General features: G+C 73.1%; 26 protein-coding genes. 11 read left to right on the forward strand and 15 right to left on the reverse strand.

What is annotated here, in order from left to right:
- Positions 1 to 52 precede the first annotated feature (52 nt).
- From IRY44_RS18475 to IRY44_RS18495, 5 genes are all read right to left on the reverse strand, one after another.
- Positions 53 to 1678: a glycoside hydrolase family 13 protein gene (locus IRY44_RS18475; RefSeq protein ID WP_194801784.1), complete on the reverse strand. Its 1626-nt coding sequence runs from the start codon at positions 1676 to 1678 to the stop codon at positions 53 to 55.
- Between the two features lie 77 nt (positions 1679 to 1755).
- Positions 1756 to 2643 carry a carbohydrate ABC transporter permease gene (locus IRY44_RS18480; protein ID WP_194801553.1) on the reverse strand — a complete coding sequence of 296 codons (888 nt, stop codon included), beginning with the start codon at positions 2641 to 2643 and terminating at the stop codon, positions 1756 to 1758.
- A gap of 3 nt (positions 2644 to 2646) precedes the next feature.
- Positions 2647 to 3606, reverse strand: coding sequence for a carbohydrate ABC transporter permease (locus IRY44_RS18485; protein WP_194801554.1), 960 nt, complete (start codon positions 3604 to 3606; stop codon positions 2647 to 2649).
- A 60-nt stretch (positions 3607 to 3666) separates the two neighbouring features.
- Entirely contained in the window at positions 3667 to 5043 is a 1377-nt protein-coding gene (locus IRY44_RS18490; RefSeq protein ID WP_194801555.1) for an ABC transporter substrate-binding protein, read from the reverse strand.
- 343 nt (positions 5044 to 5386) lie between these two features.
- Positions 5387 to 6388, reverse strand: a complete 1002-nt coding sequence (locus IRY44_RS18495) for a LacI family DNA-binding transcriptional regulator (RefSeq protein ID WP_194801556.1) — start codon at positions 6386 to 6388, stop codon at positions 5387 to 5389.
- 200 nt (positions 6389 to 6588) lie between these two features.
- Here IRY44_RS18495 and IRY44_RS18500 point away from each other — a divergent pair, with 200 nt between their 5' ends.
- Positions 6589 to 8589 (forward strand): glycosyl hydrolase family 28-related protein, encoded by a 2001-nt coding sequence (locus tag IRY44_RS18500; RefSeq protein WP_194801557.1) that lies wholly within the window; start codon positions 6589 to 6591, stop codon positions 8587 to 8589.
- A gap of 71 nt (positions 8590 to 8660) precedes the next feature.
- Here IRY44_RS18500 and IRY44_RS18505 read toward each other — a convergent pair whose 3' ends face one another.
- From IRY44_RS18505 to IRY44_RS18520, 4 genes are all read right to left on the reverse strand, one after another.
- Positions 8661 to 9470 (reverse strand): SigB/SigF/SigG family RNA polymerase sigma factor, encoded by an 810-nt coding sequence (locus IRY44_RS18505; RefSeq protein WP_194801558.1) that lies wholly within the window; start codon positions 9468 to 9470, stop codon positions 8661 to 8663.
- Between the two features lie 142 nt (positions 9471 to 9612).
- The gene (locus IRY44_RS18510) at positions 9613 to 10176 is read right to left on the reverse strand and encodes a GerMN domain-containing protein (protein ID WP_194801559.1); all 564 of its coding nucleotides are present in this window, start codon (positions 10174 to 10176) and stop codon (positions 9613 to 9615) included.
- Positions 10173 to 11522, reverse strand: a complete 1350-nt coding sequence (locus IRY44_RS18515) for a cell wall metabolism sensor histidine kinase WalK (RefSeq protein ID WP_194801560.1) — start codon at positions 11520 to 11522, stop codon at positions 10173 to 10175. Before IRY44_RS18515 ends, IRY44_RS18510 begins: the two co-directional genes overlap by 4 nt.
- Positions 11519 to 12193, reverse strand: a complete 675-nt coding sequence (locus IRY44_RS18520; RefSeq protein WP_194801561.1) for a response regulator transcription factor — start codon at positions 12191 to 12193, stop codon at positions 11519 to 11521. Before IRY44_RS18520 ends, IRY44_RS18515 begins: the two co-directional genes overlap by 4 nt.
- A 149-nt stretch (positions 12194 to 12342) precedes the next feature.
- Between IRY44_RS18520 and IRY44_RS18525 the strand changes: the two genes are divergently transcribed.
- The 5 genes from IRY44_RS18525 to IRY44_RS18545 all read left to right on the forward strand — a co-directional run bounded on the left by IRY44_RS18525 (position 12343) and on the right by IRY44_RS18545 (position 15472).
- Positions 12343 to 12708 (forward strand): STAS domain-containing protein, encoded by a 366-nt coding sequence (locus IRY44_RS18525; RefSeq protein WP_194801562.1) that lies wholly within the window; start codon positions 12343 to 12345, stop codon positions 12706 to 12708.
- A gap of 9 nt (positions 12709 to 12717) precedes the next feature.
- Positions 12718 to 13035: a GlsB/YeaQ/YmgE family stress response membrane protein gene (locus tag IRY44_RS18530; RefSeq protein WP_194801563.1), complete on the forward strand. Its 318-nt coding sequence runs from the start codon at positions 12718 to 12720 to the stop codon at positions 13033 to 13035.
- The gene (locus IRY44_RS18535) at positions 13032 to 13598 is read left to right on the forward strand and encodes an STAS domain-containing protein (RefSeq protein ID WP_194801564.1); all 567 of its coding nucleotides are present in this window, start codon (positions 13032 to 13034) and stop codon (positions 13596 to 13598) included. The genes IRY44_RS18530 and IRY44_RS18535 overlap by 4 nt, the downstream gene beginning before the upstream one ends.
- Positions 13592 to 13882, forward strand: coding sequence for a BON domain-containing protein (locus IRY44_RS18540; protein ID WP_013476931.1), 291 nt, complete (start codon positions 13592 to 13594; stop codon positions 13880 to 13882). The genes IRY44_RS18535 and IRY44_RS18540 overlap by 7 nt, the downstream gene beginning before the upstream one ends.
- Positions 13883 to 14020: 138 nt before the next feature.
- Complete coding sequence (locus tag IRY44_RS18545; RefSeq protein WP_194801785.1) at positions 14021 to 15472, forward strand: cellulase family glycosylhydrolase; 1452 nt, start codon at positions 14021 to 14023, stop codon at positions 15470 to 15472.
- A 44-nt stretch (positions 15473 to 15516) separates the two neighbouring features.
- On the opposite strand, the gene IRY44_RS18550 is transcribed toward IRY44_RS18545, so the two are convergent.
- Positions 15517 to 16407, reverse strand: coding sequence for a diiron oxygenase (locus IRY44_RS18550; protein ID WP_194801565.1), 891 nt, complete (start codon positions 16405 to 16407; stop codon positions 15517 to 15519).
- Positions 16408 to 16455: 48 nt separating this feature from the next.
- Between IRY44_RS18550 and IRY44_RS18555 the strand changes: the two genes are divergently transcribed.
- The 4 genes from IRY44_RS18555 (at position 16456) to IRY44_RS18570 (ending at position 18943) form a co-directional block, all read left to right on the forward strand.
- Positions 16456 to 17172 (forward strand): TetR family transcriptional regulator, encoded by a 717-nt coding sequence (locus IRY44_RS18555; protein ID WP_135239979.1) that lies wholly within the window; start codon positions 16456 to 16458, stop codon positions 17170 to 17172.
- Positions 17169 to 17438, forward strand: coding sequence for a DUF4873 domain-containing protein (locus tag IRY44_RS18560; RefSeq protein ID WP_194801566.1), 270 nt, complete (start codon positions 17169 to 17171; stop codon positions 17436 to 17438). Before IRY44_RS18555 ends, IRY44_RS18560 begins: the two co-directional genes overlap by 4 nt.
- A 21-nt stretch (positions 17439 to 17459) precedes the next feature.
- Positions 17460 to 18098 carry a YdcF family protein gene (locus tag IRY44_RS18565; protein ID WP_194801567.1) on the forward strand — a complete coding sequence of 213 codons (639 nt, stop codon included), beginning with the start codon at positions 17460 to 17462 and terminating at the stop codon, positions 18096 to 18098.
- An 89-nt stretch (positions 18099 to 18187) separates the two neighbouring features.
- Positions 18188 to 18943, forward strand: a complete 756-nt coding sequence (locus IRY44_RS18570) for a glycosyltransferase family 2 protein (protein ID WP_269696881.1) — start codon at positions 18188 to 18190, stop codon at positions 18941 to 18943.
- Between the two features lie 24 nt (positions 18944 to 18967).
- Here the strand turns inward: IRY44_RS18570 and IRY44_RS18575 are convergent, their stop codons facing one another.
- The 3 genes from IRY44_RS18575 to IRY44_RS18585 form a co-directional block, all read right to left on the reverse strand.
- Positions 18968 to 19090, reverse strand: a complete 123-nt coding sequence (locus IRY44_RS18575) for a ribosomal protein bL36 (RefSeq protein ID WP_043324353.1) — start codon at positions 19088 to 19090, stop codon at positions 18968 to 18970.
- A 121-nt stretch (positions 19091 to 19211) separates the two neighbouring features.
- Complete coding sequence (locus tag IRY44_RS18580; protein WP_194801569.1) at positions 19212 to 20579, reverse strand: PHB depolymerase family esterase; 1368 nt, start codon at positions 20577 to 20579, stop codon at positions 19212 to 19214.
- 128 nt (positions 20580 to 20707) lie between these two features.
- Positions 20708 to 21793, reverse strand: coding sequence for a DUF4037 domain-containing protein (locus IRY44_RS18585; protein WP_194801570.1), 1086 nt, complete (start codon positions 21791 to 21793; stop codon positions 20708 to 20710).
- A gap of 100 nt (positions 21794 to 21893) precedes the next feature.
- Here IRY44_RS18585 and IRY44_RS18590 point away from each other — a divergent pair, with 100 nt between their 5' ends.
- Positions 21894 to 22817, forward strand: a complete 924-nt coding sequence (locus IRY44_RS18590) for a 5'-3' exonuclease (RefSeq protein WP_194801571.1) — start codon at positions 21894 to 21896, stop codon at positions 22815 to 22817.
- Positions 22818 to 22828: 11 nt separating this feature from the next.
- Here IRY44_RS18590 and IRY44_RS18595 read toward each other — a convergent pair whose 3' ends face one another.
- Together IRY44_RS18595 and IRY44_RS18600 are read right to left on the reverse strand one after the other, a co-directional pair.
- A complete protein-coding gene (locus IRY44_RS18595) occupies positions 22829 to 23713 on the reverse strand; it encodes an MHYT domain-containing protein (RefSeq protein WP_194801572.1) in 885 nt (294 codons plus the stop codon).
- A 164-nt stretch (positions 23714 to 23877) separates the two neighbouring features.
- A complete protein-coding gene (locus IRY44_RS18600; protein ID WP_194801573.1) occupies positions 23878 to 26658 on the reverse strand; it encodes an RNA helicase in 2781 nt (926 codons plus the stop codon).
- Positions 26659 to 26661: the final 3 nt, after the last annotated feature.

Here is a 26661-nt window from a genome sequence, read left to right on the forward strand (position 1 = left end):
GGGCCGCCGGTGTCGCGGCGCCGGCGGCGGGACGGGGCCGCCGGCGCCGCGGTCAGGCCGATCGGGTACGCAGCCAGACCGCGGTGTCCGGTGGCAGCCGGTCGTCGTCGAGTGGGCCGCTGGCGAGCAGCAGCCGGTCGTGCGCGGGCAGCGGCACCGCCGCGCCGCCGAGGTTGACCAGGCAGGTGAAGCCGGGTTCGCGGGCGAACGCGAGCACCCCGTCCGGTGCGGGCAGCCAGGCGAGCGTGCCGTCGCCGAGCGCCGGTTCGGCGCGGCGCAGCGCCAGCGCGGCCCGGTACAGCTCCAGCATCGAGTGCGGATCGCCGGTCTGGGCGCGGACCGTGCGGTCCTTCCAGTCCGCCGGTTGCGGCAGCCACGGCGCGGCGGTCGCGCCGTCCGGGCTGAACCCGAACGGCGGGGTGTCGCCCTGCCAGGGCAGCGGCACCCGGCAGCCGTCGCGGCCCGGGTCGACCCGCCCGGACCGCTCCCACATCGGGTCCTGCCGCAGCTCGTACGGGATGTCCTCGACCTCCCAGAGGCCCAGCTCCTCGCCCTGGTAGACGTAGGCGGCGCCGGGCAGCGCGAGGGACAGCAGCGCGGCGGCGCGGGCCCGGCGGGTGCCCAGTTCCAGGTCGGTGGGGATGCCCTCGCGCTTGGCGGCGAAGCTGAACCGGGTGTCCGCGCGGCCGTACCGGGTGACGTGGCGGGTGACGTCGTGGTTGGACAGCACCCAGGTGGCCGGCGCACCGACCGGGGCATGCGCGGCGAGCGTGCCGTCGATGCTCGCCCGCAGCGCGGTGGCGTCCCAGGCGCAGCCGAGGAAGTCGAAGTTGAACGCGGTGTGCAGCTCGTCCGGGCGCAGGTAGTTAGCGAACCGTTGCCGGTCGGGCAGCCACACCTCGCCGACCAGTGCGCGCCCGCCCGGGTACGAGTCGGCGATGCGCCGCCAGGCGCGGTACACGTCGTGCACGCCGTCCTGGTCGCGGAACGGGTGCGGCCGGTCCGGGCCGACCTCGGGCAGCGTGCCGTCCTTGACGAGCAGCCCGGCCGAGTCGATGCGGATGCCGTCCACGCCCCGCTCGAACCAGAAGCGCAGGATGTCCTCGAACTCGGCGCGGACCCGGGGGTGGTCCCAGTTGAAGTCGGGCTGCTGCGGGGCGAACAGGTGCAGGTACCAGTCGCCGGGGGTGCCGTCCGGGTCGGTGATGCGGGTCCAGGTGGGGCCGCCGAACTCACCGGTCCAGTCGGTGGGTGGCAGGTCACCGCCGGGTCCCCGGCCGGGACGGAACCAGAACAGGTCCCGCTCGGGCGCGCCCGGGCCGCCGGCGAGCGCGGCCCGGAACCACGGATGCGCGTCGGAGCAGTGGTTGGGCACCACGTCGACGATGCTGCGGATGCCGAGCGCGTGCGCCTCCGCGATCAGCGCCTCGACCTCGGCGAGGGTGCCGAAGACCGGGTCGATGTCGCGGTAGTCGGACACGTCGTAGCCGGCGTCGGCCATCGGCGACGGGTACCAGGGGCTGAACCAGATCGCGTCGACGCCGAGCGCGGCGAGGTGGTCCAGGCGGGACCGGATGCCGGCGACGTCGCCGATCCCGTCGCCGTCGCCGTCGGCGAAGCTGCGCGGATAGACCTGGTAGATCACCGCGGAGCGCCACCACGGGCTGTTGTCGGCCATGGACACGGGCACCTGCTTTCTGCGGGGTCGGTTCTGCGCTGGCGGGTTCGGCCGGCGGCGGCCGTGCGGCGGCCCGGTCAGCCCTTGAGGCCGCCGGTGGTCAGGCCGGACATGATGTTGCGCTGGAAGATCAGGAACAGCACGACGGTGGGGATGGCGGCGATCACCGACGCGGCGATGACCACGTTCATCGGGGTGCCGCCGGCGAAGGCGTAGATGCCGACGCTGACGGTCCGCGTCTCCGGCGACGGCATGACCAGCTTCGGCCAGAGGAAGTCCTTCCAGACCGCCGTCACCGCGAAGATCGCGACCACGCCGAGGATCGGGCGGGACATCGGCAGGACGATGGACCAGAGCGTGCGCAGCGGCGAGGCGCCGTCCATCACGGCGGCGGCCATCAGGTCCTCCGGGATCGAGTCGAAGAACCGTTTCAGCAGGAAGATGTTGAACGCGTTCGCCACCAGCGGCAGCCAGATCGCGAACGGCGAGTCGAGCAGGTTGACGTGCACGATCGGCAGGTCGATCACCGTCACGTACTGCGGGACGATGAGCACCATCGCCGGGATCATCAGCGTCGCCAGCATCATGCCGAGGATCAGCCTGCCCAGCACCGGGCGCAGCTTCGACAGCGCGTACGCCGCGGCGGTGTCGAACACGAGCTGGAACAGCACCGCCCCGGCCGCGTAGTAGAACGTGTTGAACAGCAGCTTCGCGAGATCCAGGTTGGTCCAGGCGTCGACGTAGTTGCCCGGCTGCGGATCGCGCGGGAACAGCGTCGGCGGCGTCTGGGCGATCTCCTGGCCGGACTTCAGCGCGCCGGTGACCATCCAGTAGAGCGGGCCGAGGAACACCAGCGTGAACCCGGCGACGACCACTGACAGCACGACCCAGTAGAGGACGCGGCCGCGACCGCGCCGCAGCTGGGCGTGGGAGATGAGGGTACGGTTGGTGCTGTCGGCGGCCATATCCTAGTCCTGTCTCGCGGTCAGTCGCAGGTAGACGGCGGAGAACCCGGCCAGCACCACCAACATGATCACGCCGAGCGCGGCGGCGCCGTTGAGGTCGTTCTGGAAGAACCCGTGCTGGTAGATCAGGTACGCCACGGAGGTCGCCGAGTCCTGCGTACCGGCGCCGTTGGCCAGGATCAGCGGTTCGATGAACAACTGCATGGTGGCGACGATCTGGAGCATCGCCAGCAGCGCCAGGATCAGCCGGGTCTGCGGGATCGTCACGTGCCGGATGCGCCGCCACACCCCGGCGCCGTCGATCTCGGCGGCCTCGTACAGCTCGCCGGGGATGTTCTGCAGCGCGGCCAGGTAGATCAGCACGGCGCCGCCCATGTTCATCCAGGTCGACGCGATCACCATGGCCGGCATCGTCATCGTCGGCGACTGCATCCACTCCGACGTGGGCAGTCCCAGCGCGGTGAGGATCGCGTTGAACAGCCCCGCCTCGCTCGGGTCGTACGCGTAGAACTTGAACAGGAACAGCGCTGAGGCCGGCGGCAGCATCACCGGCAGGTAGACCAGCACCCGCAGGTAGCCCTTGGCGTGGCGCAGCTCGTTGAGCAGGATCGCGACGAAGAACGGCACCAGGTAGCCGAGCACCAGCGCCAGGCCGGTGAAGACGAACGTGTTCTTCCAGGCGGTCCAGAAGCTCGGATCGGCGATGATCCGGCTGTAGTTGTCCCAGCCCACCCAGGTGGTCTCGCCCCGGCGGGTGCGCTGGAAGCTCATCACGACGCCGCGGACCATCGGGTACCAGGAGAAGACGGCGAAGCAGACGACAGCGCCGATGAGGAACGTGTGCCCGGTGAGGTTGTCCCGGACCTTGCGGCCGAGGCCGGTGCGGCGTCCGGCGGTACGCGACGACGGCGGCGCGACGGGGCCGGGACGGCGGGTGGCACCGGGGGCGGTGGTGAGCGCCAAGACGACTCCTGCGGTGCTCGGGGAGGTGGGGCCGGTGCGCCGGCCCCACCTCCGGTCGGGTCAGCTCTGCGCGGCCAGCAGCTGGTTGACCTTGTCCTCGGCGGTCTTGAGCAGCGCGTCGATGTTCGCGTTCGGGTTCGTCAGCACCCCGGACATCGCGGCGTCGAGCACCGCGTAGATCGCCTGGGCGTTACGCGGTTCGCCCTTGATCGGCACCGGGTTGGCCTCGAAGACCGCGAAGTTGGTGGTGTCCACGTTCGCGTTGGCCTTGCGCAGCTCCAACTCCTGCTTCTGCGCGTCGCTGCCGTTCGCGAACAGCAGTGGCTGGGGCAGGCCGACCGGGTAGTTCTGCGGCTTGGCGCGCACGTAGTCGAACTGGCCCTTACCCGGGGTCAGCTTCTGGTAGGCGAGCCACTTCAGGCCGGCCTTCACCTGCTCCGGGCTCAGGCCCTTCTTGAAGAAGTAGCCCTCGCCGCCGCCGAGCGTCGCCTTGGCCGGGCCGTCCTGGCCGGGCAGCGGGCCCATCGCCCAGTCCTGGTACTTGCCCTGGAACTGGCTGACGATCGCCTGTGTCGCGTCCGGCGCGCCGATGAACATGCCGACCTTGCCGGCGCCGGCGTTGGTGAGCAGGTCACCCCACTGGAGCAGCTGCCGGGCACCCATGCTGGTGTCGCCGTACCGCATGTCCTTGAGGTTCTGCAGGACCTGCCTGCCCATCGCGTTGTTGAAGTCGGCCTTCTTGCCGTCGGCGCTGAGCACCTGGCCGCCCTGGGAGTAGAGCAGCGAGGTGAAGTGCCAGCCGCCGGTGTTGCCGGCGCTGTACTCGGCGTACCCGGCGATGCCGTCGCCGAGCGCGGAGATCTTCTTGGCCGCGGCCCGCACCTCGGGCCAGGTCTTCGGCGGATTGTTGACGTCGAGCCCGGCCCGCTGGAACAGCGCCTTGTTGTAGATCAGGCCCATCGAGTAGTTCTTCACCGGTACGGCGTAGAGCTTGCCACCGTCGGTGAAGACCTCCTTGAGCGCCGGGTCGACGCTGTCCCAGGTGGGGATGGTGTCCTTTGTGGCGTACTGGCCGATGTCCATCGCCTGGCCGGAGTCCAGCACCTGCTGCAGGTCGGTCATGTAGCCGTAGAACACGTCGGTGACGGTGCCGCCGGCGAGGCGGGCGGTGAAGTCCGGCGGGTTGTTGCACTGCTCGCCGACGCTGACGCTCTTGACGACGATGTCCGGGTTCTGCCGCTGGAACTCGGCGACGTCGTCGTTCCAGTTCTTCAGCAGTTCCTTCTGCGCGCCGACCGGCTGGCAGTCGACGGTGATGGTGACCTTGCCGCCGGCGTCGCTGCTGTCGTCGCTCTTTGTGGAGCACGCCGCAAGGCTGAGCCCGAGGCCGGCCGCGAGCGCCACGGCCGCGACCTTCCGATACTGCGGTACGGACATCTGTCCATCCCTTCGGGAACGGGTGTATCCATGGCCTTCACTGATGTGCGGTGACCGCGCGGCTGCCCTCAGGTGGTGGAACGGCAGCCGCGCGCGCCCTGCCTCCGGAAACCGCGCCCCGGGTCAGGTGTGAGTGGAGTCACTGTAGCGACGCGTACCGAACCCAGCAAGATGCGAACGCAGGAATGCAAGAACTCGACTGCGGTGCGGGTGGCTCGTCGATCTTGGAGTTGTGGCACCTCGGATACCGGAACTAGGCCGCATTCCGGGCGCCACAACTCCAAGATCGACGGACGCGGCGGGGCGCGGCGACGCGGGGCGGGCGGGCGGAGCCCGCCGGGGGTCAGCGGCGGGGGGCGGGGGCGGTGGAGCCGCGTACCACCAGCTCGGGCTCGAACAGCAGCTCGTCGTGCAGCACGCCGGCGCCCTCGATCTGGGTCACCAGCAGGTCGACGGCGGCCTGGCCCATCGTCTCGATCGGCTGCCGCACAGTGGTCAGCGGCGGGTCGGTGCAGGTCATGAACGCCGAGTCGTCGAAGCCGACCACCGAGACGTCGGCCGGCACGGCGCAACCCAGGCGGCGGGCGGCCCGGATGGTGCCCAGCGCCAGCACGTCGCTGGCGCAGACGATCCCGGTGGCGCCGCGCTCGATCAGCTTCGTGGCCGCGACCCGCGCGCCCTCCATGGAGAAGCTGGACCGCTCCACCAGGGACCGGTCCTCGCCCCAGCCGGCGGCCCGGACCATCGCGTCGAGCTTGCGGCGCGACGGCACGTGGTCGGCCGGGCCGAGCACCATGCCGATACGCTCGTGGCCGAGGGAGCGCAGGTGCCCGTACGCCTGCTCGACGGCGACCGCGTCATCCGTGGACACCCGCGGGAAGCCCAGCTCCTCGACGCCGGCGTTCACCAGCACCACCGGCAGGCCACGGTCGGTCAGGCGCCGGTAGTGCTCGTGCGAGGCGTCGGCCAGGGCGTACGAGCCACCGGCGAAGATGACGCCACTGACCTGGTGGTCGAGCAGCATCTCCACGTACCCGGACTCCGGCACGCCACCGATGGTGCGGGCGCACAGCGCCGGGGTGAAGCCGCGCTGCGCGAGGGAGCCGGTGACCACCTCGGCCAGCGCCGGGAAGATCGGGTTCTGCAGCTCCGGCAGCACCAGGCCGACCAGGCGGGCGCGCTCGCCGCGCAGCTTGCTCGGGCGCTCGTATCCGAGCACGTCGAGGGCGGTCAGCACGGCGGTCCGGGTCGCCTCGGACACGCCGCCGCGGCCGTTCAGCACCCGGCTCACCGTCGCCTCGCTGACGCCCGCCTTGCGGGCCACCTCGGTCAGGCGCTTCGTCACGGCGGCAATCGTACGTCGGATTCTTGCAAGAAATGAACAGCCGGAGCGGGTCGGGTCTTGCCGCGAACGGCCGCAGCCGGTCCGAAAGATGCGAGCAGATTGATGCTTGAAAGGCGACAGAGCAGCGGAATAACATGGGGAACCTTGTCGATGGCCTGCGCCGCCGGGGCCACCCGTCCCCCGAGAAAGTGGGTGCTCCGATGTCGCGGAGCGTGCCGAGGATCCTCGCGGCGCTGGTCGTCGCCGCCGCCCTGCTCGTCCCGCCCGGCGCCGCCACGGCGGGCCCGCCGCGCGGACCGGCTCCCGTGGTGACCCGCGCCGGGCTCGACCCCGCGCTGGTGGCCGGGCGCGGCGCGACAGTGGACTACGTCGAACAGGAGGCGGAGCACGGCCGGACCACCGGCACCGTGATCGGGCCGGACCGGTCGGCGTACACACTCGCCGGTGAGGCGTCCGGCCGCCGGGCCGTACGGCTGCTGCCCGGCCAGTACGTCGAACTCACGCTCCCCCGGCCCACGAACGCGCTGACCGTGCGCTACAGCATCCCGGACGCGCCGGGCGGCGGCGGGATCACCGCGCCGCTGCGGGTGTCCGTCGGGCACGCGCGCGCCCGCACCATGACGTTGACCTCGCAGTACGCCTGGCTCTACAACCAGTACCCGTTCACCAACGACCCCGGCGCCGACCTGCTGCACCCGGACTGGTGGATCACCGAGTGCTCCTGCGTCCCGGCGGCCACCACGCCGACGCCGGTTATCAGCAAGCCGTTCCGGCCGCACCACTTCTACGACGAGCAGCGCCTGCTGCTCGGTCGTACCCATCGGGGCGGTGAGGTGGTCCGGCTGACCGCGCCGCGCGGCTCGGCCGCCGCGTGGACGGTCATCGACCTGGTGGACGCGCACCTGGTCGCGCCGCCCCGCGTGGTCCCCCGCGCGGTGGACGCGCTGTCCTTCGGCGCCGACCCGACCGGCCGGCGGGAGTCCGCCGACGCGTTCGACCGGGCCATCGCGTACGCCCGCCGGATGGACCGCCCGCTCTACCTGCCGCCGGGCACCTACCAGGTCAACCGGCACATCGTCGTCGACGACGTGACGATCGCCGGGGCCGGGAGCTGGTACACGATCGTGCGGGGGCGCGAGGTCGCCCTGGGCACCCCAGCGCCCGACGGCTCCCGGCACACGGGTGTCGGCTTCTACGGCCGCGACGCCGCCGACGGCGGCAGCAGCGACGTGCACCTGTCCGGTTTCGCGATCGAGGGCGACGTACGCGAGCGGATCGACACCGACCAGGTCAACGCAGTCGGCGGGGCGCTGAACCACAGCACGATCGACGGCCTCTACCTGCACCACACGAAGGTCGGCATGTGGTTCGACGGGCCGATGACCGGCCTGCGGGTCACGAACACGGTGATCGCCGACCAGATCGCCGACGGGCTGAACCTCCACACCGGCGTCACGCACTCGTCGGTGACGAACTCGGTGGTCCGCAACAGCGGCGACGACGCGCTGGCGATGTGGTCGGAAGGCACGGCGAACGCGTCGAACACGTTCGCGTACAACACCGTGCAGTCGCCGGTGCTCGCCAACGGCATCGCGCTGTACGGCGGCACCGACCTGACCGTCGCGCACAACCTGATCGCCGACCCGGTACGCGAGGGCAGCGCGATCCAGGTGGGCTCCCGGTTCGGGGCCGAGCCGTTCACCGGCCGGCTGCTGATCACCGGCAACACCACGGTGCGGGCCGGCACGTACGACCTGAACTGGAACATCGGCCTCGGCGCGATCTGGTTCTACGCGCTGGACCGCAGCATCGACGCCGCGGACATCCAGGTGACCGGCGACGCGTACCTGGACAGCACCTACAACGCGATCATGCTGGTCAGCGACTGGCCGGTGAAGGACAGCGTCCGCATCGACAACGTCCGCTTCCGCGACATCCGGGTCGACGGCACCGGCACGTCGGTGGTCAGCGCGCGTACGGCGGGCGGGGCGAGCTTCGCGAACGTGGACGCCCGCAGCGTGGGCGCGGTCGGTGTGAACAACTGCGGGTCGTTCCACTTCACCCCGGACGGGTCGGAGTTCGGCCTGGCCGACCTCGGCGGCAACGACGGCGGCTGGCTGGCGCCGTGGCTGCTGCCGAACACCGTCACCTGCGACGACCGGCCGCCGGTGGTGCCGCCGCCCCCGCCCTCGCGCTGGTGACACACGACGCGACCCCGACACACGACGCGACCCCCGCCGGCCGGGCCGGTGGGGGTCGCGGTGCGGGTGGATCAGGCCTCGGTGAGCTGGCCGCGCAGCTTGGTCAGGGCGCGGGCGAGCAGCCGGGACACGTGCATCTGGGAGACACCGACCCGGGCGGCGATCTCGCTCTGGGTCAGGTTGCCGTAGAAGCGCAGCGTGAGGATCTTCTGCTCCCGCTCGTCGAGCGTGGCGAGCGCCGGGCCGAGCGAGGCGCGCAGCTCGGCCAGCTCGTACTCGTTGTCCTCGGTGCCGAGCGTGTCGCCCAGCTCGGTGGCGCTGTCGCCGTCGCCGATCGGGGTGGACAGCGAGACCGCGTTGTACGCGCGGGCGCCCTCCAGGCCCTCCAGCACCTCTTCCTCGGTGACGTCGAGGTGGGCGGCGATGTCGGCGACGGTCGGGGCCCGGTTGAGCGTCTGGGTCAGCGTGCTGTTCGCCTCGGAGATGCGCAGCCGCAGCTCCTGGAGGCGACGCGGCACCCGGATGTTCCAGGTGCGGTCGCGGAAGTGCCGCTTGATCTCGCCGAGGATGGTCGGGATGGCAAAGCCGGCGAAGTCGACACCGCGCGAGGCGTCGAACCGGTCGACGGCCTTGATCAGGCCGAGCGCGGCGGTCTGGGCCAGGTCGCCGGCCGGCTCGCCGCGACCGCTGTAGCGGGCGGCCAGGTGGTTCGCCAGCGGCAGCCACGCCTCGATGACCTGGTTGCGCAGGGCGGCCCGCTGCGGGTGGTCGGCGGGCAGCGCGGCGAGCGCCACGATCAGCTCACTGGCGCGGCTCTCCTCACCGGTCTGCGGCGCGCGCTGCACCTCGGTCGCGGTCGATGCCATGGTCATCGTGGTCATGCTGCCCTTCCTGTCCTCGGAGAACGGGTGGCCTCCCACACCGGTCGTGCCAGCCACACTAGACCAAAGGCCACCATCAAATCAACCGAACGGACGATGGAGATTTAGTGTCATATCCGGACATAGAGCCGGTAGGGGCGCGTCAACGAGGCAGCAGCGGCCGGTAGTCGGCGGCGGTGAGCGGCAGCGCGGAGAGGCTTCCGTCCGCGCGGGGCACCTCCAGCGGCTGCCCGTCCCGGCGGAACGCCACGCTGTACACGTCCGGCCGCTGAGTGAGGCTGCACACGATCTGCCCGAAGGCCAGCACCTCGTCGTTGCGGCCGGTCTCCTCCCCCGCCTGGCGCACGTCGACTGTCGCCAGCGTGCCGGCCAGCGTCGCGCCGGCCACCGCCACCGTGCCCGGCAGCGCCGTGGCCAGCCCCTGACGGCGCTCGCCGCCGTCCGGCCCGGCCAGCAGGTGCTGCAGATGCGCGTCCACGCCGGGCAGCCCGTCCACCCGGCGCGTGACCACGACCAGCCCGTCGTCGCGGACGAAGCAGAACGGCTCGTCCACCCGCCCGTCCACGTCGGCGGTCGAGGACACCGTGGGAGTCGGGAACGCCCCCGGCGGCGTCTGCACCGGGCGGGGCTCGTCGTCCACCGGCACCCCGCAGCCGGCCAGCAGCACGACCGCGAGCAGGCCGGGCAGGAGCCGCCGCCGGCTCATCGCAGCGCCCCGGGCAGCTCGACCCGGAACCGGGCGCCGGGCTCGCGGTCCAGCACCGCGGCCGTACCGCCGTGCGCGGCGGCGTGCTGCGCCACCAGCGCGAGCCCGAGGCCGGTGCCGTCGGTGCCGGCCCGGTCGTGCGCCGCCCGCCCCCTGACGAACCGGTCGAAGATGATCTCGCGGTCGCCGGGTGGCACGCCCGGACCGGCGTCATCGACCTCCAGCACGCCCACGCCGTCGCGCCCGGCCAGGCGTACCGTGACCGGTCCGCCGCCGTACCGCTCGGCGTTCTCCAGCAGGTTCAGAAGCGTCTGGGCGAACCGGCGCCGGTCGACCCACCACAGGCGCGGGGCGTCGCCGTCGACTGTCACCAGGCTCTCCGGCAGCGACCGTTCCCGGCAGACCGTCCGGGCCAGCTCCACCACGTCGACCGTCTCGCGGTGGGCCGGCTGCTCGGTGCGGGCCAGCTGGATGAGGTCGTCGACCAGGCGCTGGAACCGGGTCACCTCGTCGGCGACCAGGCCCGCCGCGGTCGCGGTGCGTTCGTCCTGGTGCTCCCGGCGGCGGTGGAGCACGCTCGCGGCGGCGGCCAGCGTCTGCAACGGCGAACGCAGCTCGTGACTCACGTCGGCGGCGAAGCGCCGGTCCCGCTCGATCCGGTGCACCAGCTTGTCGACCATCTCGTTGAACGAGCTGGACAGGCGCGTGAGGTCGGGATCGGTGGTCGGGTCGAGCCGGGTGGCGAAGTCACCCGCGGCGATCCGTTCCGCCGCGTCGGCGACCGCCGTGAGCGGCCGCAGGCTGTGCCGGGTGGCGTACCAGCCGAGCGCCGCGCCCGCGCCGGCGACCATGATCGCCACGGCGATCAGCGCCAGGCCCACCACCTGGAACGTCTCCTCGACCTCCCGCAGCGAGGTCAGCTCGTAGTAGCCGAGCGCGCCGGGCAGCGGCACGCCCACCAGCAGCGCGGGCTGCCCGTCGAGCCGGATCCGCTGCACCGCGGGCTTGCCGTCGGCCACCATCCGCTGCAACTCCACCGGCACCGAGCGGGCGCCCACGTCGGCGGTCCGGGCGTACCAGCCGTCGGGCAGGTGCAGCAGCGGACGGCGGGCGCTGCCGGTGTCGAGCGAGCGCAGCACGGCCACCACGTCCGGGGTGCCGGTGTCCAGGCCGGAGCGAACCACTGCGGCGTCGTAGTAGGCGGCCCGGACCGCGGTGCGCTCCCGCTCGTCGAGCAGCGAGCGCCGGGTCAGGTCGTACGAGAAGAGGGCCATCAGCGCCGACAGCAGCAACGCACCGACGGCGAACGCCGCGGTGACCCGGGCGCGCAGGCCGGGGCGGGTCATCGCTGGAGCTTGTAGCCGAGGCCGCGCAGGGTGACCAGGTGGCGCGGGTTGGCCGGGTCGGATTCGATCTTCTGGCGCAGCCGGCCCACGTGCACGTCGACGAGCCGCTCGTCACCGGTCTCGTAGCCCCAGACGCGGCTGAGCAGCTGCTGGCGCGACAGCACCCGGCCGGCGTGCTCGGCCAGCTCGCAGAGCAGCCGGAACTCGGTGCGGGTCACCGGCACCGGCCGGCCCGAGCGCCGCACCTCGCCGGCCTCCGCGCTGATCTCCAGGTCGCCGAAGAACTGGGCGGGCACCGGCCCGGCCACCGTGCGGACGCGCCGGCGCAGCGCCCGCAGCCGGGCGGACAGTTCCTTGATCGCGACCGGCTTCACCACGTAGTCGTCGGCACCGGCCTCCAGCGCGGCGACGATGTCGTGGGTGTCGTCGCGGGCGCTGATCACCACGACCGGTACGTCGTCGTCGCGGCGCAGCTGACGGATGCAGTCGAACCCGTTCATGCCGGGCAGCATGAGGTCGACGAGCACGTAGTCCGCCGGCTTCTCCCGCTGCCGGCGCAGCCCGTCCTCGGCGGTCGGCGCGCCGTCGGCCTCGTAGCCCTCCTCCTCCAGGGCGAGCTGCAGCGCGAGCCGGATGCGGTCGTCGTCCTCGATCACCAGTACGGCCGTCATATGGGCATCATGACCGGCCCGGCACGGGTCGCCCAATCGCGTGGGCCGTTCGTGGTTTTTGTCATCGAACCGTCATACAACCGTCCGGTGACCTCCAAGATCCCTGCGCAGAGTGGGGACTGACCCGATCCCGTCACGGAAGCGACCCGATGCCTGCCAGCCTGCCGTCCCCGCCGGAGTCCGCCGTGCCGCACGTGCGCGTGGACATCACCGACGAGCTGGACCCCGCCGGGCTGGCCGAGGTCGCCCACGTGCTGGACCGCATCCTCGCGCTGCGGCCCCGCGAGCTGACCGTCGACCTCGCCGGGTGCCGGCATGTGGACCCCGCCGCCGTCGCGCTGCTGCTGGACGTGCACCGCCGGCTGGCGCGGCAGGGCGGCCTGCTCACGCTGAGCAATCCACCTCCACGGATCCGGCGCATCCTGGAGAACTCCGGGCTCGGTGCCGTACCTGTCGTCGACACGCCCCGTCCGGCCGTGCGCGGCCGGGCCCGGGTCGCGTCCGCATCTCGCTGAGGAGGAGTGGTGACCGGCAGCACGCTCGTCGGAGCGCTCGTGGTGGGTCTGGCCGTCGGCGGGCTGGGACGCCTCGTTCTGCCGGGGCGCAAGGCCGTCCCGGTGTGGCTGACACTCGCGCTCGGCGTGGCGTCCGCGCTGCTCGGCGCGATCGTGGTCGGCCTGGTGGACCACCGCACCGACGGATCGCCGGTGCTGCCGCTGGTGGTGCAGACCGGCTTCGCCGCCGTGGCGGTCGTGCTGGCGGTGGTCGCCGCGGGCCGGCCGGAGCCGGAGGGCCAGACGCCGCCCGGTGCGGGCGGCGGCCGGCGGAAGGAGGAGGTGTGACTGTCGTACCCGCTGACCACCTGATGATGCTCATCTGCGACGGCTGCGGCGACAGCGTCACCGGCACCGGCGCCACGCTGCCCGACGCCGAGGTGGTGTGGACGCTCGTGTTCGAGCACGACTGGGTCGGCTCTCCGTTCGCGTCCGGCCCCCACCACTGTCCCCGGTGCAGCACCCGGGCGGTCATCGCCGACGACGGCCTGGGCATGGACGATCTGGAACAGGTCGCCGGCACCCCGGCGGCGCACGACGTCGACCCGGCCACCGCGGTCCGCCGCGCCCTCGCCGAGCGCTCCCACCGCGACGACATGGAGCTGGTCGACCTGTCCGGCCTGGAGGTGATCGACTCCGCCGGGCTCAGCCTGCTGGTGCGCGCGCACCAGGACGCGCGGCGCGACGGACGGCAACTGTGTCTGCTGTCGCCGTCGCGGTTCGTGCTCACCGTGCTGCACACCATGCGGCTCGACGGCGTCTTCACCGTCGTCGACGGCCGCGCCCCGGCGCCGGGCCCCGCAACCCGGCGACCGGTCCTGACCGAACAGAAGGAGCCCTCCCCGTGGTGATGCCCTGGCCGTACCCCGAGTTCCCGTACACCGGCGGCGGACCGGAGCCCGACGACGCGGACACCCGGCTCGCGTCGCTCGTCGCGCAGCGGCTCAGCGCCGACTGGACCACCCGCCGGCAGCAGATCACCGTGACCGTGCAGAACCGGGTGGTCATCCTCGCCGGCCTGGTGGCCGACCCGGAGACCCGCCTGGTCGCCGCCGAGCTGGCCTGGGACGTGCCGGGTGTGTTCGACGTCTGCAACGCGCTGCGGCTCTACGGCGGGCGGCGCGGCGGCCGCTGAGCCGCAGTTGTTGCACGCATCGGCGTCCACCTCTACGCTCGGCCTGGGAGCGCTCCCCCCAGGCCGCCGCGTCGGGCTTTCCGGGCAGGTTCACGACGGGCACCGTCCGATCACCATCCAGCGATGGGACCTTCCCGCATGTTCTCGATTCCCCGCCCGTCCCGGCGGCACCTGCTCGCCGGCGGCGCGGTCGGCGCGCTCGCCCTGGCGGCGGTGGCCGTCCTGCCCTCGCCGAACGCGATGGCGGCGACCGGCTGCGCCGTCACCTACACCACCAACTCCTGGCCCGGCGGCTTCACCGCGAACGTGGCGGTGCGCAACCTCGGCGATCCGGTGAGCAACTGGACGCTGGGCTTCACCTTCCCCGACGGCGGCCAGCGCCTGGTGCAGGGCTGGTCGGCCACCTGGCAGCAGAGCGGCTCGGCGGTCACCGCGCGCAGCCTGGACTACAACGGCACGCTCGGCACCGGCGCGAGCACCACGATCGGCTTCAACGGCTCATGGACCGGGTCGAACCCGAACCCCACGTCGTTCACGCTCAACGGCACGGTCTGCACCGGCGGCACGAGCACCCCGCCGCCCGCGACCACGCCGCCGCCGACCACTCCCCCGCCCGCCACCCCGCCACCCACCACCCCGCCGCCGACCGGCACCACGCCGGTGGCGATCAACGGCCAGCTCCAGGTGTGCGGCGTCAACCTCTGCAACCAGTACGGGCGGCCGATCCAGCTGCGCGGTATGAGCACGCACGGGTTGCAGTGGTTCGCCAACTGTTACACCGACGCCTCACTGGACGTGCTGGCGAACGAGTGGCGCTCCGACCTGCTGCGCGTCTCGATGTACGTGCAGGAGCAGGGCTACGAGACCAACCCGGCCGGCTTCACCGCCCAGGTGAACACGCTCGTGGACAAGGCCGAGGCGCGGGGCATGTACGCGCTGATCGACTTCCACACGCTGACCCCCGGCGACCCGATGTACAACCTGGACCGGGCCAAGACGTTCTTCGCCACCGTGTCGGCGCGCAACGCGGCGAAGAAGAACGTGATCTACGAGATCACCAACGAACCCAACGGGGTGAGCTGGTCGACCATCCGCACCTACGCCGAGCAGGTCATCCCGGTGATCCGGGCCAACGACCCGGACGCGGTGGTCATCGTCGGCACCCGCGGATGGTCCTCGCTGGGTGTGTCCGACGGCAGTAACTCCGACGAGATCGTGAACAACCCGGTGCGGGCGCAGAACATCATGTACACGTTCCACTTCTACGCCGCGTCGCACAAGGACAACTACCGCAACGAGGTGCAGCGGGCGGCGAGCCGGTTGCCGCTGTTCGTCACCGAGTTCGGCACCGTCACCTACACCGGTGACGGCGCCGTCGACACCGCGAGCAGCAACGCCTGGCTCGACCTGCTCGACCGGCTGAAGATCAGCTACGCGAACTGGACGTTCTCCGACGCCCCCGAGGGCTCGGCGGCGCTGCGGCCGGGCACCTGCGCGTCCGGCTCGTTCGGCGGAACGTCGGTGCTCACCGAGTCCGGCGCGTACATGCGCGACCGGATCCGTACCGCCGACGACTTCCCCACCTCCTGACCGGGCGGCCGGCGGCGATCCTTTCCCCTTCGGGTCGCCGCCGGTCAGCCCTCCACCAGCCCGGCCCGGCGCCACAGCACCAGGCCCGGCCCGGCGACCAGACCCAGGTCGGTCAGGTGGTCGGCGATCCGCTGCGCGGACCAGCGCAGCGTGGCCCGCCAGTGCGGGTTCGTACGCGCCGCGGCCCGCCCGGCCGCCGGATCGATCCCGACCGCCGCGTACGCCCGCGGGTGGACCAGGCGTCGCGTGATCGAGTACGCGGCCCGGCCGATCACCAGCCGCGCGTACGCGAGCGCCACCGGCCCGGCGGCCTCGACCTGGCGGGTCAGCTCGTCGCGGGCGAAGCGGACGTGCCGGGCCTCCTCCACCACGTGGATGCGCGACACCATCCGGATCAGCGGCTGCAACGACTCGTCGGCCATGATCTCGCGCTGGAACGAGTCGAGGATCTCCTCGGCGATCAGGATGGCCGCGTACATCTGCGGGCCGGTCGCGGTGGACTTGAGCCATCGCCCGAGCAGGTGGTCGAACGGCTCGGCGCGGTAGACCGGCGCGCCGGTGGCCTCGATGAGCCGGCCGAACATGACGGAGTGCCGGCACTCGTCGGCGACCTCGGTGAGGGCGTACTGGGCGTGCCGGCTGGTCGGGTCCGCGTCGTAGTACTGCCGGATCAGCATCTGCATGAGGATCGTCTCGAACCAGATCCCGGCGGCGGCGGCGCTGGCGACCTCGTGCTTGGTCAGCTCAACCCGCTGGTCCTCGGTCAGTCCGTCCCACAGGGACGTGCCGTAGAGGCTGCTGCGCGTCGGCGGCATCCAGTACGCGCCGGGCACCGGTGGCGCCGACCAGTCGATGTCGACCATCGGGTCGTAGCTGGTGCGCACCGAGGCGGAGAGCAGGCGGTCGGCGACCGCCTCGCGCGGGAATCCGGCCATGACCCCTCCATATTGACGTAACTTCGAGTAACTGTTACGAGTGGTAGCATGCGACGGACCACCACCGATGTCAATGGCCCCGACGCCCCCCGGGAGCCGGCCGCACCCCGCTCCGGCGGGCGGCGCGACCGCTGGGCCGACCACCGTGAACAGCGGCGGCAGGAACTGATCGCGGCGGCCGTGCAGGCGCTGCTGCAGCACGGCCCGAGCGTCGACATGGACCAGGTCGCCGCCACCGCCGGGGTCAGCAAACCGGTGCTCTACCGCTACTTCGCCGACAAGGCACAGCTCTGGCTGGCGGTCAGCGAGGTGGTCGCGGCGCGCGTGGTCGCCGCCATCGCCCCCGCCGTGGAGCAGGTACGCGAGGAGCGCGCGCTGGTCGAGGCGACCATCGACGCGTACCTGAGCGTGGTCGAGTACGAGCCGTCGCTCTACCGGTTCCTCGTGCACGAGTCCGGGCATCCCGGCATCCAGCAGGTGGTGACGGGCACCAGCCGACAGGTCGCGACCGGGCTGGCCCGGGTCATCGGCGACCGGCTGCGTGCGCTCGGCCTCGACGCCGGCCCGGCCGAGCCGTGGGCGTACGGGCTGGTCGGGTTCGTGCAGGCGGTCGGCGACTGGTGGACCACGCACGGGCAGCCGATCCACCGGGCCGCGCTCACCGAATACCTGACCACGCTGCTGTGGAGCGGCATCGAGGGGGTCCGCCGGGGCGCGGACCTGCCACCGGAGCTGACCCGCGCGCACGAACGGATCGACAGGTGACCTGGGAGGGTACGGCCCGGATCGCCGGCACCACGGTGCGGCTGCACGGCGGCGGGCGGTTCGAGCCGGTCGACGGCCGCTACCACTGGGCCGGGCGGGTCGAGCCGGAACCGCGCCTGGTCCGGCTGCTGCGCTCCGGCCGCCGCGACGTGGAGGTCCGGATCGGCGAACGGGTCACCCGGGCCCGGCTGGCCGAGGTGGACCCGTGGGGCGGCATCCGCATCACCGGCGTCGGCACGCCACCCTGGCCGCCGGACGACGAGTGATCCGCGCCGTACCGTGAAGGGATGACGTCTCCCGCCACCGTGCTGCTGGTCTTCGGCCGTGGGGTGGTGGCCGGCGACGACGGCTACCGGCTCACCGCGGAGAGCGTCGCGCGCACCGAGGCCGCGGTGGCCTACGTCCGCGCGCACGCCGAGGCGTTCCGCCGCGCGCCGGACGCCCGGGTGGTGTTCACCGGCGGCTGGCCGCACGGCCCGGCCGGCGCGCCCGGCCCGCCCGCCGGCTACCGGGAGGCGGAGCTGATGCGGGCGCTGGCGCGCGAGGCCGGGCTCGACGCGTACGCCCGGTCGGCGGCCGAGACCCGCTCCCGCACCACGCTGCAGAACCTGGCGCACACCGTCCAGGACGGGCTGTTGGGCGCGGCGGAGTTCACCGCGCGGCACCCGCTCGGGCTGGTCTCCCACCCGTGGCACCTGCCCCGCGTCCGGATGCTCGCCGCGCGCGTGCTCGGCCTGTCCGGTCCGGCGCTGGCCGACGTGCCGGTGACCGCGCCCGACCCGGTGCCCGTCCGGCGGGAGCGGGCCGCCCGGGCGTTCAGCCGGATCGGCTTCCTCGGTGTGCGTACCCCGGAGGCGTCGCTGCGCCGCGAGCGCGCGCTGACCCGCGCGGCCGAGCGGATCGGACGCCTCACGCCCCGGCGGTGATTCACCGCCGCGCGCCCGGGGTACGAGCGTCCTCGATCGACCCGGCGGGCCTTGCCGGCGGGCGAGTCCACCCGGGAGGTTCCGTGATCGTGCTCGTGCCCGTGTACCGACCGGGTGACCGGCTGCCGCCGCTGGTCGGCGACCTGCGGGGCGCCCTGCCCGGGGCGGACGTGCTCGTCGTCGACGACGGCAGCGGCCCGGCCGCCGCCGGAGTGCTGGACGCGGCCCGCGCCCGGGGCGCGACCGTGCTGCGCCGCCGGGTCAACCGGGGCAAGGGCGTGGTGCTGCGCACCGGCTTCCGGTACGCCTCGACGCACCACCCGGGACGCGACGTGGTCTGTGTGGACGCCGACGGCCAGCACGGTGTGCCCGACGTGTGCGCCGTGGCGGACCGGATGCGCGCCACCGGAGCGCCGACGCTCGGCGTCCGCGAGTTCGACGGTGAGGTCCCGGCGCGCAGCCGGTTCGGCAACGCGGCGACCCGGGTGGCGTTCCGCCTGGCGACCGGCCGGGACGTGCGCGACACCCAGACCGGGCTACGCGCCTACCCGGCCGCGCTGCTCGGCTGGCTCACCACGATCCCCGGTGACCGCTTCGAGTACGAGATGACGGCGCTGCTGCGGCTGGTCCGCGCCGGGCTGCCGGTCGAGCAGGTGGAGATCGCCACCCGCTACCACGGCGACAACTCGGGTTCGCACTTCTCCGCGCTCGCCGACTCGGTACGGATCTACCGGCCGCTGGCCGCCTCCGCGCTCGCCCGCCTGGCCGGGCGCGCCGAGGTGGACGACGTGCCCGCCGCCACCGTCACGCCGTCGCGCCCCACACCTGCGTCTCGAACTTGCTGAGCCGGTCGCGCGGCGACGGCGGCCTCAGCCCTGCCGGGCCTTCTGCCGCCGGTCGGACTTGTTGAGGACGAACAGCTTGCCCCGGCGCCGGACCACTATCGAGTCGGCCTTGCGCTTGAGCGCGCGCAGGGAGCTTCGGACCTTCATATCCGCTCCTTCGGTTCCCGCCGGTGTCCGTCCGGCACGGGTACCCGCCGCCGGTGCGGTCATGCCCGGCCGCGCCCGCCCCGGTCGGGGCGGGCGCGGCCGGGACGCCGGCGCGACCCGCTCAGGAGGTGGTGCAGGTGCTGCCGTTGAGCGTGAACGAGGCGGGACTGCCGGTGTTGCCGGTGTGGGTGGCCTGGAAGCCGATGTCCACCGAGCCGCCCGGCGGGATCGACGCGTTGTAGGACACGTTGCGGGCGGTCACCGCGCCGCTGGACGGGCTGTACGTCGCGTTCCAGCCGCCGGTGATCGTCTGACCACCGGGCAGCGTGAACGCGAGGCTCCAGCCGTTGATGGCCGTGGTGGACGTGTTGGTGATCGTCACCGCCGTGGTCAGGCCGTTGTTCCAGGCGTTCACCACGTACCCGACCCGGCAGGCCCCCGACGGCGGCGGCGTGGTCGGCGGCGCCGTCGTGGGCGGCGCCGTGGTGGGCGGGGGCGTGGTGGGCGGCGCGGTGGTCGGCGGGGGCGTGGTCGGCGGCGCGGTGGTCGGCGGCGGCGTGGACGAGTCCAGGCCGAAGAAGCGGATGACCTGCGCCGCGTCGACCGGCAGGTTGTGCGTGACGCCCTGCATGCTGATCGCCTCGACGGTCGCGGTGCCGCCGGTGCCGCCGTAGCGGGTGCGGGTGTAGCCGGGCTGCGGACTGTCCGTGTACGCGGGCGTCTGGCTCAGCCCGTTCACGTTCGTCCACTGGTCGATCTGCTCGCCGAAGTTCGGGTAGCGCAGCGTCTCGTCGTTGGTGCCGTGCCAGATCTGCATCCGCGGACGCGGACCGGTGTAGCCGGGGTAGGCGTTGCGTACCAGGTCACCCCACTGCTGCGGGGTCTTCAGCACCTGGCCGTTGGCGCACTCGCTGTTCCACTCGGAGCCGTTGGTGGTGGCGAAGCATCCGAACGGCACACCGGCGAAGGCGGCACCGGCGCGGAACACGTCCGGGTAGTCGCCGAGCAGCACGTTCGTCATCATCGCGCCGGACGAGGTGCCGGTGACGAAGATCCGCTGCGACTCCACCGGGTAGCGCTGCCGTACGTAGTCCACCATCGACTTGATGCCCACCGGGTCGCTGCCGCCGTCGCGGCGCAGCGCCTGGGGCGAGGAGACGTCGAAGCACTTGCTGCTGCGGGTCACCGACGGGTAGACCACGATGTAGCCGTACCGGTCGGCGAGCGACGCGAACTGGGTGCCGGAGTACATGGCCGGACCGCTGCCGGTGCAGTAGTGGTTGACCACGAGCAGCCCGGGCCGGGCCGCCACGGTGTCCGGGACGTACAGGTACATGCGCAGGTTGCTCGGGTTGGCGCCGAAGTTCGTCACCTCGGTCAGCGCGGCGGCCGAGGCCGGCCCGGGGACGGCGAGCGCCGCTGCGACGGCGAGCCCGGCGGCGGCCAGCGCCGCGCCGAGCAGCCGGAGTCTGCTCATTCTGGACAGCATGCTGTTCTCCTCGGTGGTGGGAACGCCGCACGGGGCGGCGTCCTCGCCGGCGAGGCGCCTGCGACGGGCGGCCCGGACCCTCGGAGACGAGATAGACAGTCGCGGATCGATGCGACTCGAATCGGAGTCTAGGCTCCGCCCGGCGGGCCGACAACCACCGCGGCCACCCGGCGGGCGCGGTCCGCGTGGGTGAGCACGTCCACGCTGTCCACGTACTGGTCCACCGCACCCACCGGCGGCCGGTCGCGCAGTTCCGGGTCGGTGATCGCGGCGCGCAGCGCCTCGACGAACCGGCCCGCGTGCAGCACCAGGAACGGCCGGCCGTGGAACGGCCGCGCGGCCGGATCCACCGGCGCCGCCAGCGTCGCGCCGTTCGTCCAGCCGGCGACCGTCTCCAGCGCCCGGACCAGGCCGGGCTGCCGGGCCGGCCAGTCGCCCGGGCCGAGCGCGGCGGCGAGTCCGTCCACCACCGGCGCCGCGCCCGGCAGCGCCGCGAACACCGTGCCGAGCCATTTCGCGTACGGGGGCCAGCGCCGGTGCAGCAGCAGGCCGAGGCGCATCAGATCCCGGGCCAGCCCGGCGACCACGACCCGGCTGCCCAGATCGTCGCCGACCTCGGCGCACCGGCCGGCCAGGTGCTCGGCCTGCGCGACCCGCTGCCATCCGGCGGCCAGCACGTGCCGCCACACGTCGTCCGGATACCAGGCGAGCCGGGCGCGAACGGCGGTGAGCGCGCCGTCGAGCCCGTCGTGGAACACCGCTCCCCCGGTCAGCTCGGCGAGCCGCTGCGTCGGCGTCGCCAGCCAGTCCGCCGTCGTCAGTCCGGCGCGCGGGTCGGCGCCGAGCCGCTCCCGCAGCCACCCGCCCAGCTCGTCCACCGGAACGCCGTGCCGGTCGCCGTCGGCGCGGGCCGTGCCGAGCCGCGCCTCCGGCCCGCTCGCGTAGCGGGTCGGCCAGCCGAGGAACCGCGCCGGCAACTCGGCGTCCAGCGCCGCCCGTACCGGCGCCACGTCGTGCGCGCTGCCCACGAAGACCTGGGTACGCGGGCCCCAGTCGTGGTCGGTGGAGCGGGGCGTGTCGAGGCCGAGCAGCTCGGAGCCGCCGTCGAGCAGACCGGCGGAGTACGGCAGGCCGGGCAGCCGCCGCGCCAGCAGCGGACCCACCACCTCGTCGTGGAACCGGCGGGCCAGGGTCAGGCCGGGTACGAAGCTCACCCCGCCAGTCTGCTCATGCCATGCCCCGTGCGCCCCCAGGTTTTCCGGTCCGGCGGTCGCCTCCCCCATCCCGTCACAGGGCTGTGGAAGGCTTGTCGCCGTGGCACACCGACAGCCGATCCTTCTGATCGACTCCCCCAGCCTCTACTTCCGCGCCTACTTCGGGATCCCCGAGTCGGCCGCGAAGACCGGCGACGGCCAGCCCGTCAACGCCGTTCGCGGCTTCCTCGACATGCTCGCTCAGCTCGTGCGCACCCGCCGGCCCGACCGGATGATCTGCGCGCTCGACCACGACTGGCGGCCGGCGTGGCGGGTGGAGCTGCTGCCGTCGTACAAGGCGCACCGGGTCGCACCCGAGGGCGGCGAGGTCGTGCCGGACACGCTGTCACCGCAGGTGCCGATGATCCTGGAGGTGCTGGACGCGCTCGGCATCCCCGCTGTGGGCGCCGACGGCTACGAGGCCGACGACGTGCTCGGCACGCTCGCGGTGACCCAGCCGGGCCCGGTCGAGGTGGTCTCCGGCGACCGCGACCTGTTCCAGCTCGTCGACGACGCGCACCCGGTGCGTCTGCTCTACGTCGGCCGGGGCGTGGCCAAGCTGGACGACTGCGACGACGCGGCGGTCCGCACCCGTTACGGCGTGCCCGCCGACCGGTACGCCGACTTCGCGGCGCTGCGCGGCGACCCCAGCGACGGGTTGCCCGGCGTCGCCGGTGTCGGCGAGAAGACGGCCGCGCGGCTGATCGACCGCTACGGCGGGCTGGACGGCATCCTGGCCGCGCTCGACGACCCCCGTTCCGGTTTCGCGCCGGGGCTGCGGGCCAAGCTCGACGCCGCCCGCGACTACCTGGCCGTGGCGCCGAAGGTGGTCCGGGTCGCCACCGACGTGCCGCTGCCCCAGCTGGACCCGGCACTGCCGACGTCCCCCGCCGACCCGGACCGGCTGCTGGAGCTGGCGCAGCGCTGGAACCTGGCCGGCTCGTGCCGCCGCCTCGTCGACGCTCTGACCGGCGACCGATCGTGATCAGTTGATCACTAGGGGCGGTCTGTGCTCCGGCGGGTCGGGAACTGAGCGCCGGGCTGCGCCAGTGTCGAGCGGGCGCGCAGGCCGACCGGGTCGGGCGCGGGCTCGGCGGCCACGGTCTGCGGCCCCTCGTCGAGACGCGCGCTGACGTACGCGGCCCCGGCCCGGTCGTCGTCCGACGGCGCGGCGAGCAACGCGTAGACGAGCCCGACCACACCGAAGACCACCGCCAGCACGATCGGCACCAGCAGTCCGCTCACCTCGGTGCCGGAGGCCGGTCCGCGGCTCTCGTGCAGGTGCACCGACAGCGCGCTCATGCCGGTGAAGTGCATGCCGTTCACCGCGATGCCCATGACCAGTGCCGAGGCGGCGATGGCGAGCCCCCGCCGGACGGTCATCGCCAGCCAGAGCGCGACGGTGGCGGCCACGATCGCGATGACCACCGACAGCGTCACCCGCAGCGGGTCGTAGCCGAACGAGCCGTCCAGGCGCATCGCGGCCATGCCGGTGTAGTGCATGGCGGCCACCCCGGCGCCGGTGAAGAACCCGCCGGCGAGCAGCCGGGGCGCGGCCAGCCGGCCGGTGCCCACGATCGCCAGCCCGATGCCGACCGCCGCCACCGCGATCGCCGTGCTGGCGGCCGTCAGCGGCACGTCGTAGCGGATCCGGGTGCCGCCGACGGCGAAGCCGAGCATCGCCATGAAGTGCATGGCCCAGATCGCCGTGCCGCCGAGCGCCCAGGCGGCCAGCAGGCCCCACCAGGCGCGCTGGCCGGCGCTGGTGGCGGTCCGGATCCGCCCGGCGCAGACCAGGCCGAGCGCCGAGCCGAGCACCGACAACGCGTAGCTGAGCGCGGGTGTGATCCACCCGTACTCGAAGTGATTGATCTCGCCCACGACGCCCTTCCCTCACCCTCGGCTCAGCGCGACCCACGGCGCCCGGGGCAATGATGGGATAGGCCCTGACCAGGGCGTGCATCGGCCCCCCGACAATTCGCGGGGTGGCAGCACCGTGACGCAGCGGTGCGTCGATTCCCGGCGACCGGTGACCGAAAGTGACCCTATGCGGAGGCGTGGTAGGCCAGCACGCCCCGGTTGACCGCCGCGATCGCCTGCCGGGCGGTACCGCGCAGCTCGGCCGAGGCGCCACCCGAGTCGGCGACCTGGCCGAGCAGGTCGACCACCTGGCGCGCCCAGCGGACGAAGTCGCCCGCCGGCATCTCCCCGTCGATCTGGTGGCCGCTCGCAAGCACCTTCGCCAGCGCCTCGCCGCGCGCCCACCGGTAGATCGGCCAGGCGAAGCCGAGATCCGGCTCCCTTGTCACGGCCAGGCCGCGTGCCGCCTCGTCCGCCTCGATGTCGCCCCACAGCTTGAGCGTCTCGTCGACCGCGTCGGCCACCGCGCCGCGCGGCAGCGACGCCCGCTCGTCGACGTCCCGCCGGGCCTCGAAGACCACCACCGACACGGCGGCGGCCAGTTCGGCCGGGGACAGGCCGTCCCACACCCGGCGGCGCAGGCACTCGGCCACCAGCAGGTCGGCCTCGGTCCAGATCCGGGCCAGCATCCGCCCGGCGTCGGTGACCTCGCCGTCGGCGGCCAGGTAGCCGCGCGCGGTCAGCAACGCCACGATCCGGTCGAAGGTACGGGCCAGCGATCCGGTCCGCCCGGACACCCGCTCACGCAGCTCCTCGGTGTCGCGTTCCAGCCGGCGCCGCCGCTCCGCCCAGCGGGCGTGCTCCTCCCGGTCCGGGCAGGCGTGACACGGGTGGGCGCGCAGCTCGACGCGGAGCTGGCTGAGCCGGTGGTCCTCCCCCGCCGCCTGCCGGGACCGGCCGCCCCGCCGACCGCCGTGCCGGTCCAGGCCGGTGCCGCTGACCGCGGCGGCCAGGTCTCGCCGGGCCGCGGGCGAACGGTGGTTGAAGTGCTTCGGCACCCGGATCCGGGTGAGCACCTCGGCCGGGGTGGTGAAGTCACCGGGGGTGACCCGCCCGGCCCAGCGGTCCTGGGTGAGGACCAGCGGCCGGGGCTCGCCGAACCCGCCGGTGGCCGGGTCCAGCACCACCGCCAGTCCGGCCCGCCGCCCGGACGGCACCCGGATCACGTCACCGACCCGCAGCCGCTCCAGCGAGGCGACCGCCGCCGCCTTGCGCTGGGTCTGCCCCTGCCGGGCGATGGCGCGTTCCCGGTCGGCGATCGCCACCCGCAGCGCGAAGTACTCGTCGAAGTCGCCGTGGTGGCAGGCGGCCTCCGCGCCGTACGCCTCGATCGTCTCGGTGTTGCGCTGCACCTGCCGGGCCAGGCCGACCACCGACCGGTCGGCCTGGAACTGCGCGAACGAGGACTCCAGCAGTTCCCGGGCCGGTGCCGCGCCGACGCTGCCGACCAGGTTGACGGCCATGTTGTACGAGGGCCGGAAGCTGGAACGCAGCGGGTAGGTGCGGGTGGAGGCGAGCCCGGCCACGTGCCGGGGGTCGGTCTCCGGCGACCAGACCACCACCGCGTGGCCCTCCACGTCGATGCCCCGGCGGCCCGCCCGGCCGGTGAGCTGGGTGTACTCGCCGGGGGTGAGGTCGACGTGGGCCTCGCCGTTGAACTTCACCAGGCGTTCCAGCACCACGCAGCGGGCCGGCATGTTGATGCCCAGCGCGAGCGTCTCGGTGGCGAAGACGGCCTTGACCAGCCCGCGGACGAACAGCTCCTCGACGACCTCCTTGAAGGCGGGGAGCATGCCGGCGTGGTGGGCGGCCAGGCCGCGCTCCAGGCCGTCGAGCCACTCCCAGTAGCCGAGCACCGACAGGTCCTCGCCGGGGATGGCGGTGACCCGGGACTCCACCACCCGGCGGATCTCGGCGCGTTCGTCCGGGGAGGTCAGGCGCAGCCCGGCGGCGAGGCACTGCTGCACGGCGGCGTCGCAGCCGGCCCGGCTGAAGATGAACAGGATGGCCGGGAGCAGCCCTTCCCGGTCGAGCCGGTCGACGATGTCCGGGCGCATCGGGCCGCGCCAGCGGGGGCCGCGACGGCCACCGCCGGGGCCGGCGCTGCGGCCCTCGCCCAGCTCCAGCCGGCGCATCGTGTCCCGGGTGTAGCGCAGCAGCTCCGGGTGCACGTCGTGCTTGCGGGCCGCGTCGGCGTCGTGGAACAGGTCGAACATCCGCTTGCCGACGAGCATGTGCTGCCACAGCGGCACCGGACGGTGCTCGGAGACCACCACGGCGGTCTCGCCGCGCACGGTGACCAGCCAGTCCGCGAACTCCTCGGCGTTGGAGACGGTGGCCGACAGCGACACGAGCGTGACCGACTCGGGCAGGTGGATGATCACCTCTTCCCAGACCCCGCCGCGGAACCGGTCGGCCAGGTAGTGGACCTCGTCCATCACCACGTACGCCAGGCCCTCCAGGGTGGCCGAGCCGGCGTAGAGCATGTTGCGCAGCACCTCGGTGGTCATCACCACCACCGGCGCGTCGCCGTTTATCGCGTTGTCGCCGGTGAGCAGGCCGACCTGCTCGGCGCCGTAGCGGTCCACCAGGTCGTGGTACTTCTGGTTGGACAGCGCCTTGATCGGCGTGGTGTAGAAGCACTTGCGCCGGGTCGCGGGCGCGTCGCCGCCGGGCCGGCCGCGCAGCGCCAGGTGCACCGCGAACTCACCCACCACGGTCTTGCCGGCGCCGGTGGGAGCGCAGACCAGCACGCCGCTGCCCCGCTCCAGCGCCTCGCACGCCTCGCGCTGGAAGTCGTCGAGATCGAACCCGAGATCCAGCGAGAATTCGTCCAGGGCCGGGAAGGCGGAGGCCTGCGCGGCCCGGCGGCGCGCCGCGGCGTACCGCTCGGCGGGGCTCGACATGGA

Source organism: Micromonospora sp. ANENR4 (assembly GCF_015354395.1).
GTDB lineage: Bacteria > Actinomycetota > Actinomycetes > Mycobacteriales > Micromonosporaceae > Micromonospora > Micromonospora aurantiaca.

Coding starts and splice junctions, on each gene's coding strand:
- IRY44_RS18475 (WP_194801784.1), bottom strand. CDS start 1,678: ATGGCCGACAACAGCCCGTGGTGGCGCTCCGCGGTGATCTACCAGGTC.
- IRY44_RS18480 (WP_194801553.1), bottom strand. CDS start 2,643: ATGGCCGCCGACAGCACCAACCGTACCCTCATCTCCCACGCCCAGCTG.
- IRY44_RS18490 (WP_194801555.1), bottom strand. CDS start 5,043: ATGTCCGTACCGCAGTATCGGAAGGTCGCGGCCGTGGCGCTCGCGGCC.
- IRY44_RS18500 (WP_194801557.1), top strand. CDS start 6,589: ATGTCGCGGAGCGTGCCGAGGATCCTCGCGGCGCTGGTCGTCGCCGCC.
- IRY44_RS18505 (WP_194801558.1), bottom strand. CDS start 9,470: ATGACCACGATGACCATGGCATCGACCGCGACCGAGGTGCAGCGCGCG.
- IRY44_RS18510 (WP_194801559.1), bottom strand. CDS start 10,176: ATGAGCCGGCGGCGGCTCCTGCCCGGCCTGCTCGCGGTCGTGCTGCTG.
- IRY44_RS18515 (WP_194801560.1), bottom strand. CDS start 11,522: ATGACCCGCCCCGGCCTGCGCGCCCGGGTCACCGCGGCGTTCGCCGTC.
- IRY44_RS18520 (WP_194801561.1), bottom strand. CDS start 12,193: ATGACGGCCGTACTGGTGATCGAGGACGACGACCGCATCCGGCTCGCG.
- IRY44_RS18525 (WP_194801562.1), top strand. CDS start 12,343: ATGCCTGCCAGCCTGCCGTCCCCGCCGGAGTCCGCCGTGCCGCACGTG.
- IRY44_RS18545 (WP_194801785.1), top strand. CDS start 14,021: ATGTTCTCGATTCCCCGCCCGTCCCGGCGGCACCTGCTCGCCGGCGGC.
- IRY44_RS18550 (WP_194801565.1), bottom strand. CDS start 16,407: ATGGCCGGATTCCCGCGCGAGGCGGTCGCCGACCGCCTGCTCTCCGCC.
- IRY44_RS18555 (WP_135239979.1), top strand. CDS start 16,456: ATGCGACGGACCACCACCGATGTCAATGGCCCCGACGCCCCCCGGGAG.
- IRY44_RS18565 (WP_194801567.1), top strand. CDS start 17,460: ATGACGTCTCCCGCCACCGTGCTGCTGGTCTTCGGCCGTGGGGTGGTG.
- IRY44_RS18575 (WP_043324353.1), bottom strand. CDS start 19,090: ATGAAGGTCCGAAGCTCCCTGCGCGCGCTCAAGCGCAAGGCCGACTCG.
- IRY44_RS18580 (WP_194801569.1), bottom strand. CDS start 20,579: ATGCTGTCCAGAATGAGCAGACTCCGGCTGCTCGGCGCGGCGCTGGCC.
- IRY44_RS18600 (WP_194801573.1), bottom strand. CDS start 26,658: ATGTCGAGCCCCGCCGAGCGGTACGCCGCGGCGCGCCGCCGGGCCGCG.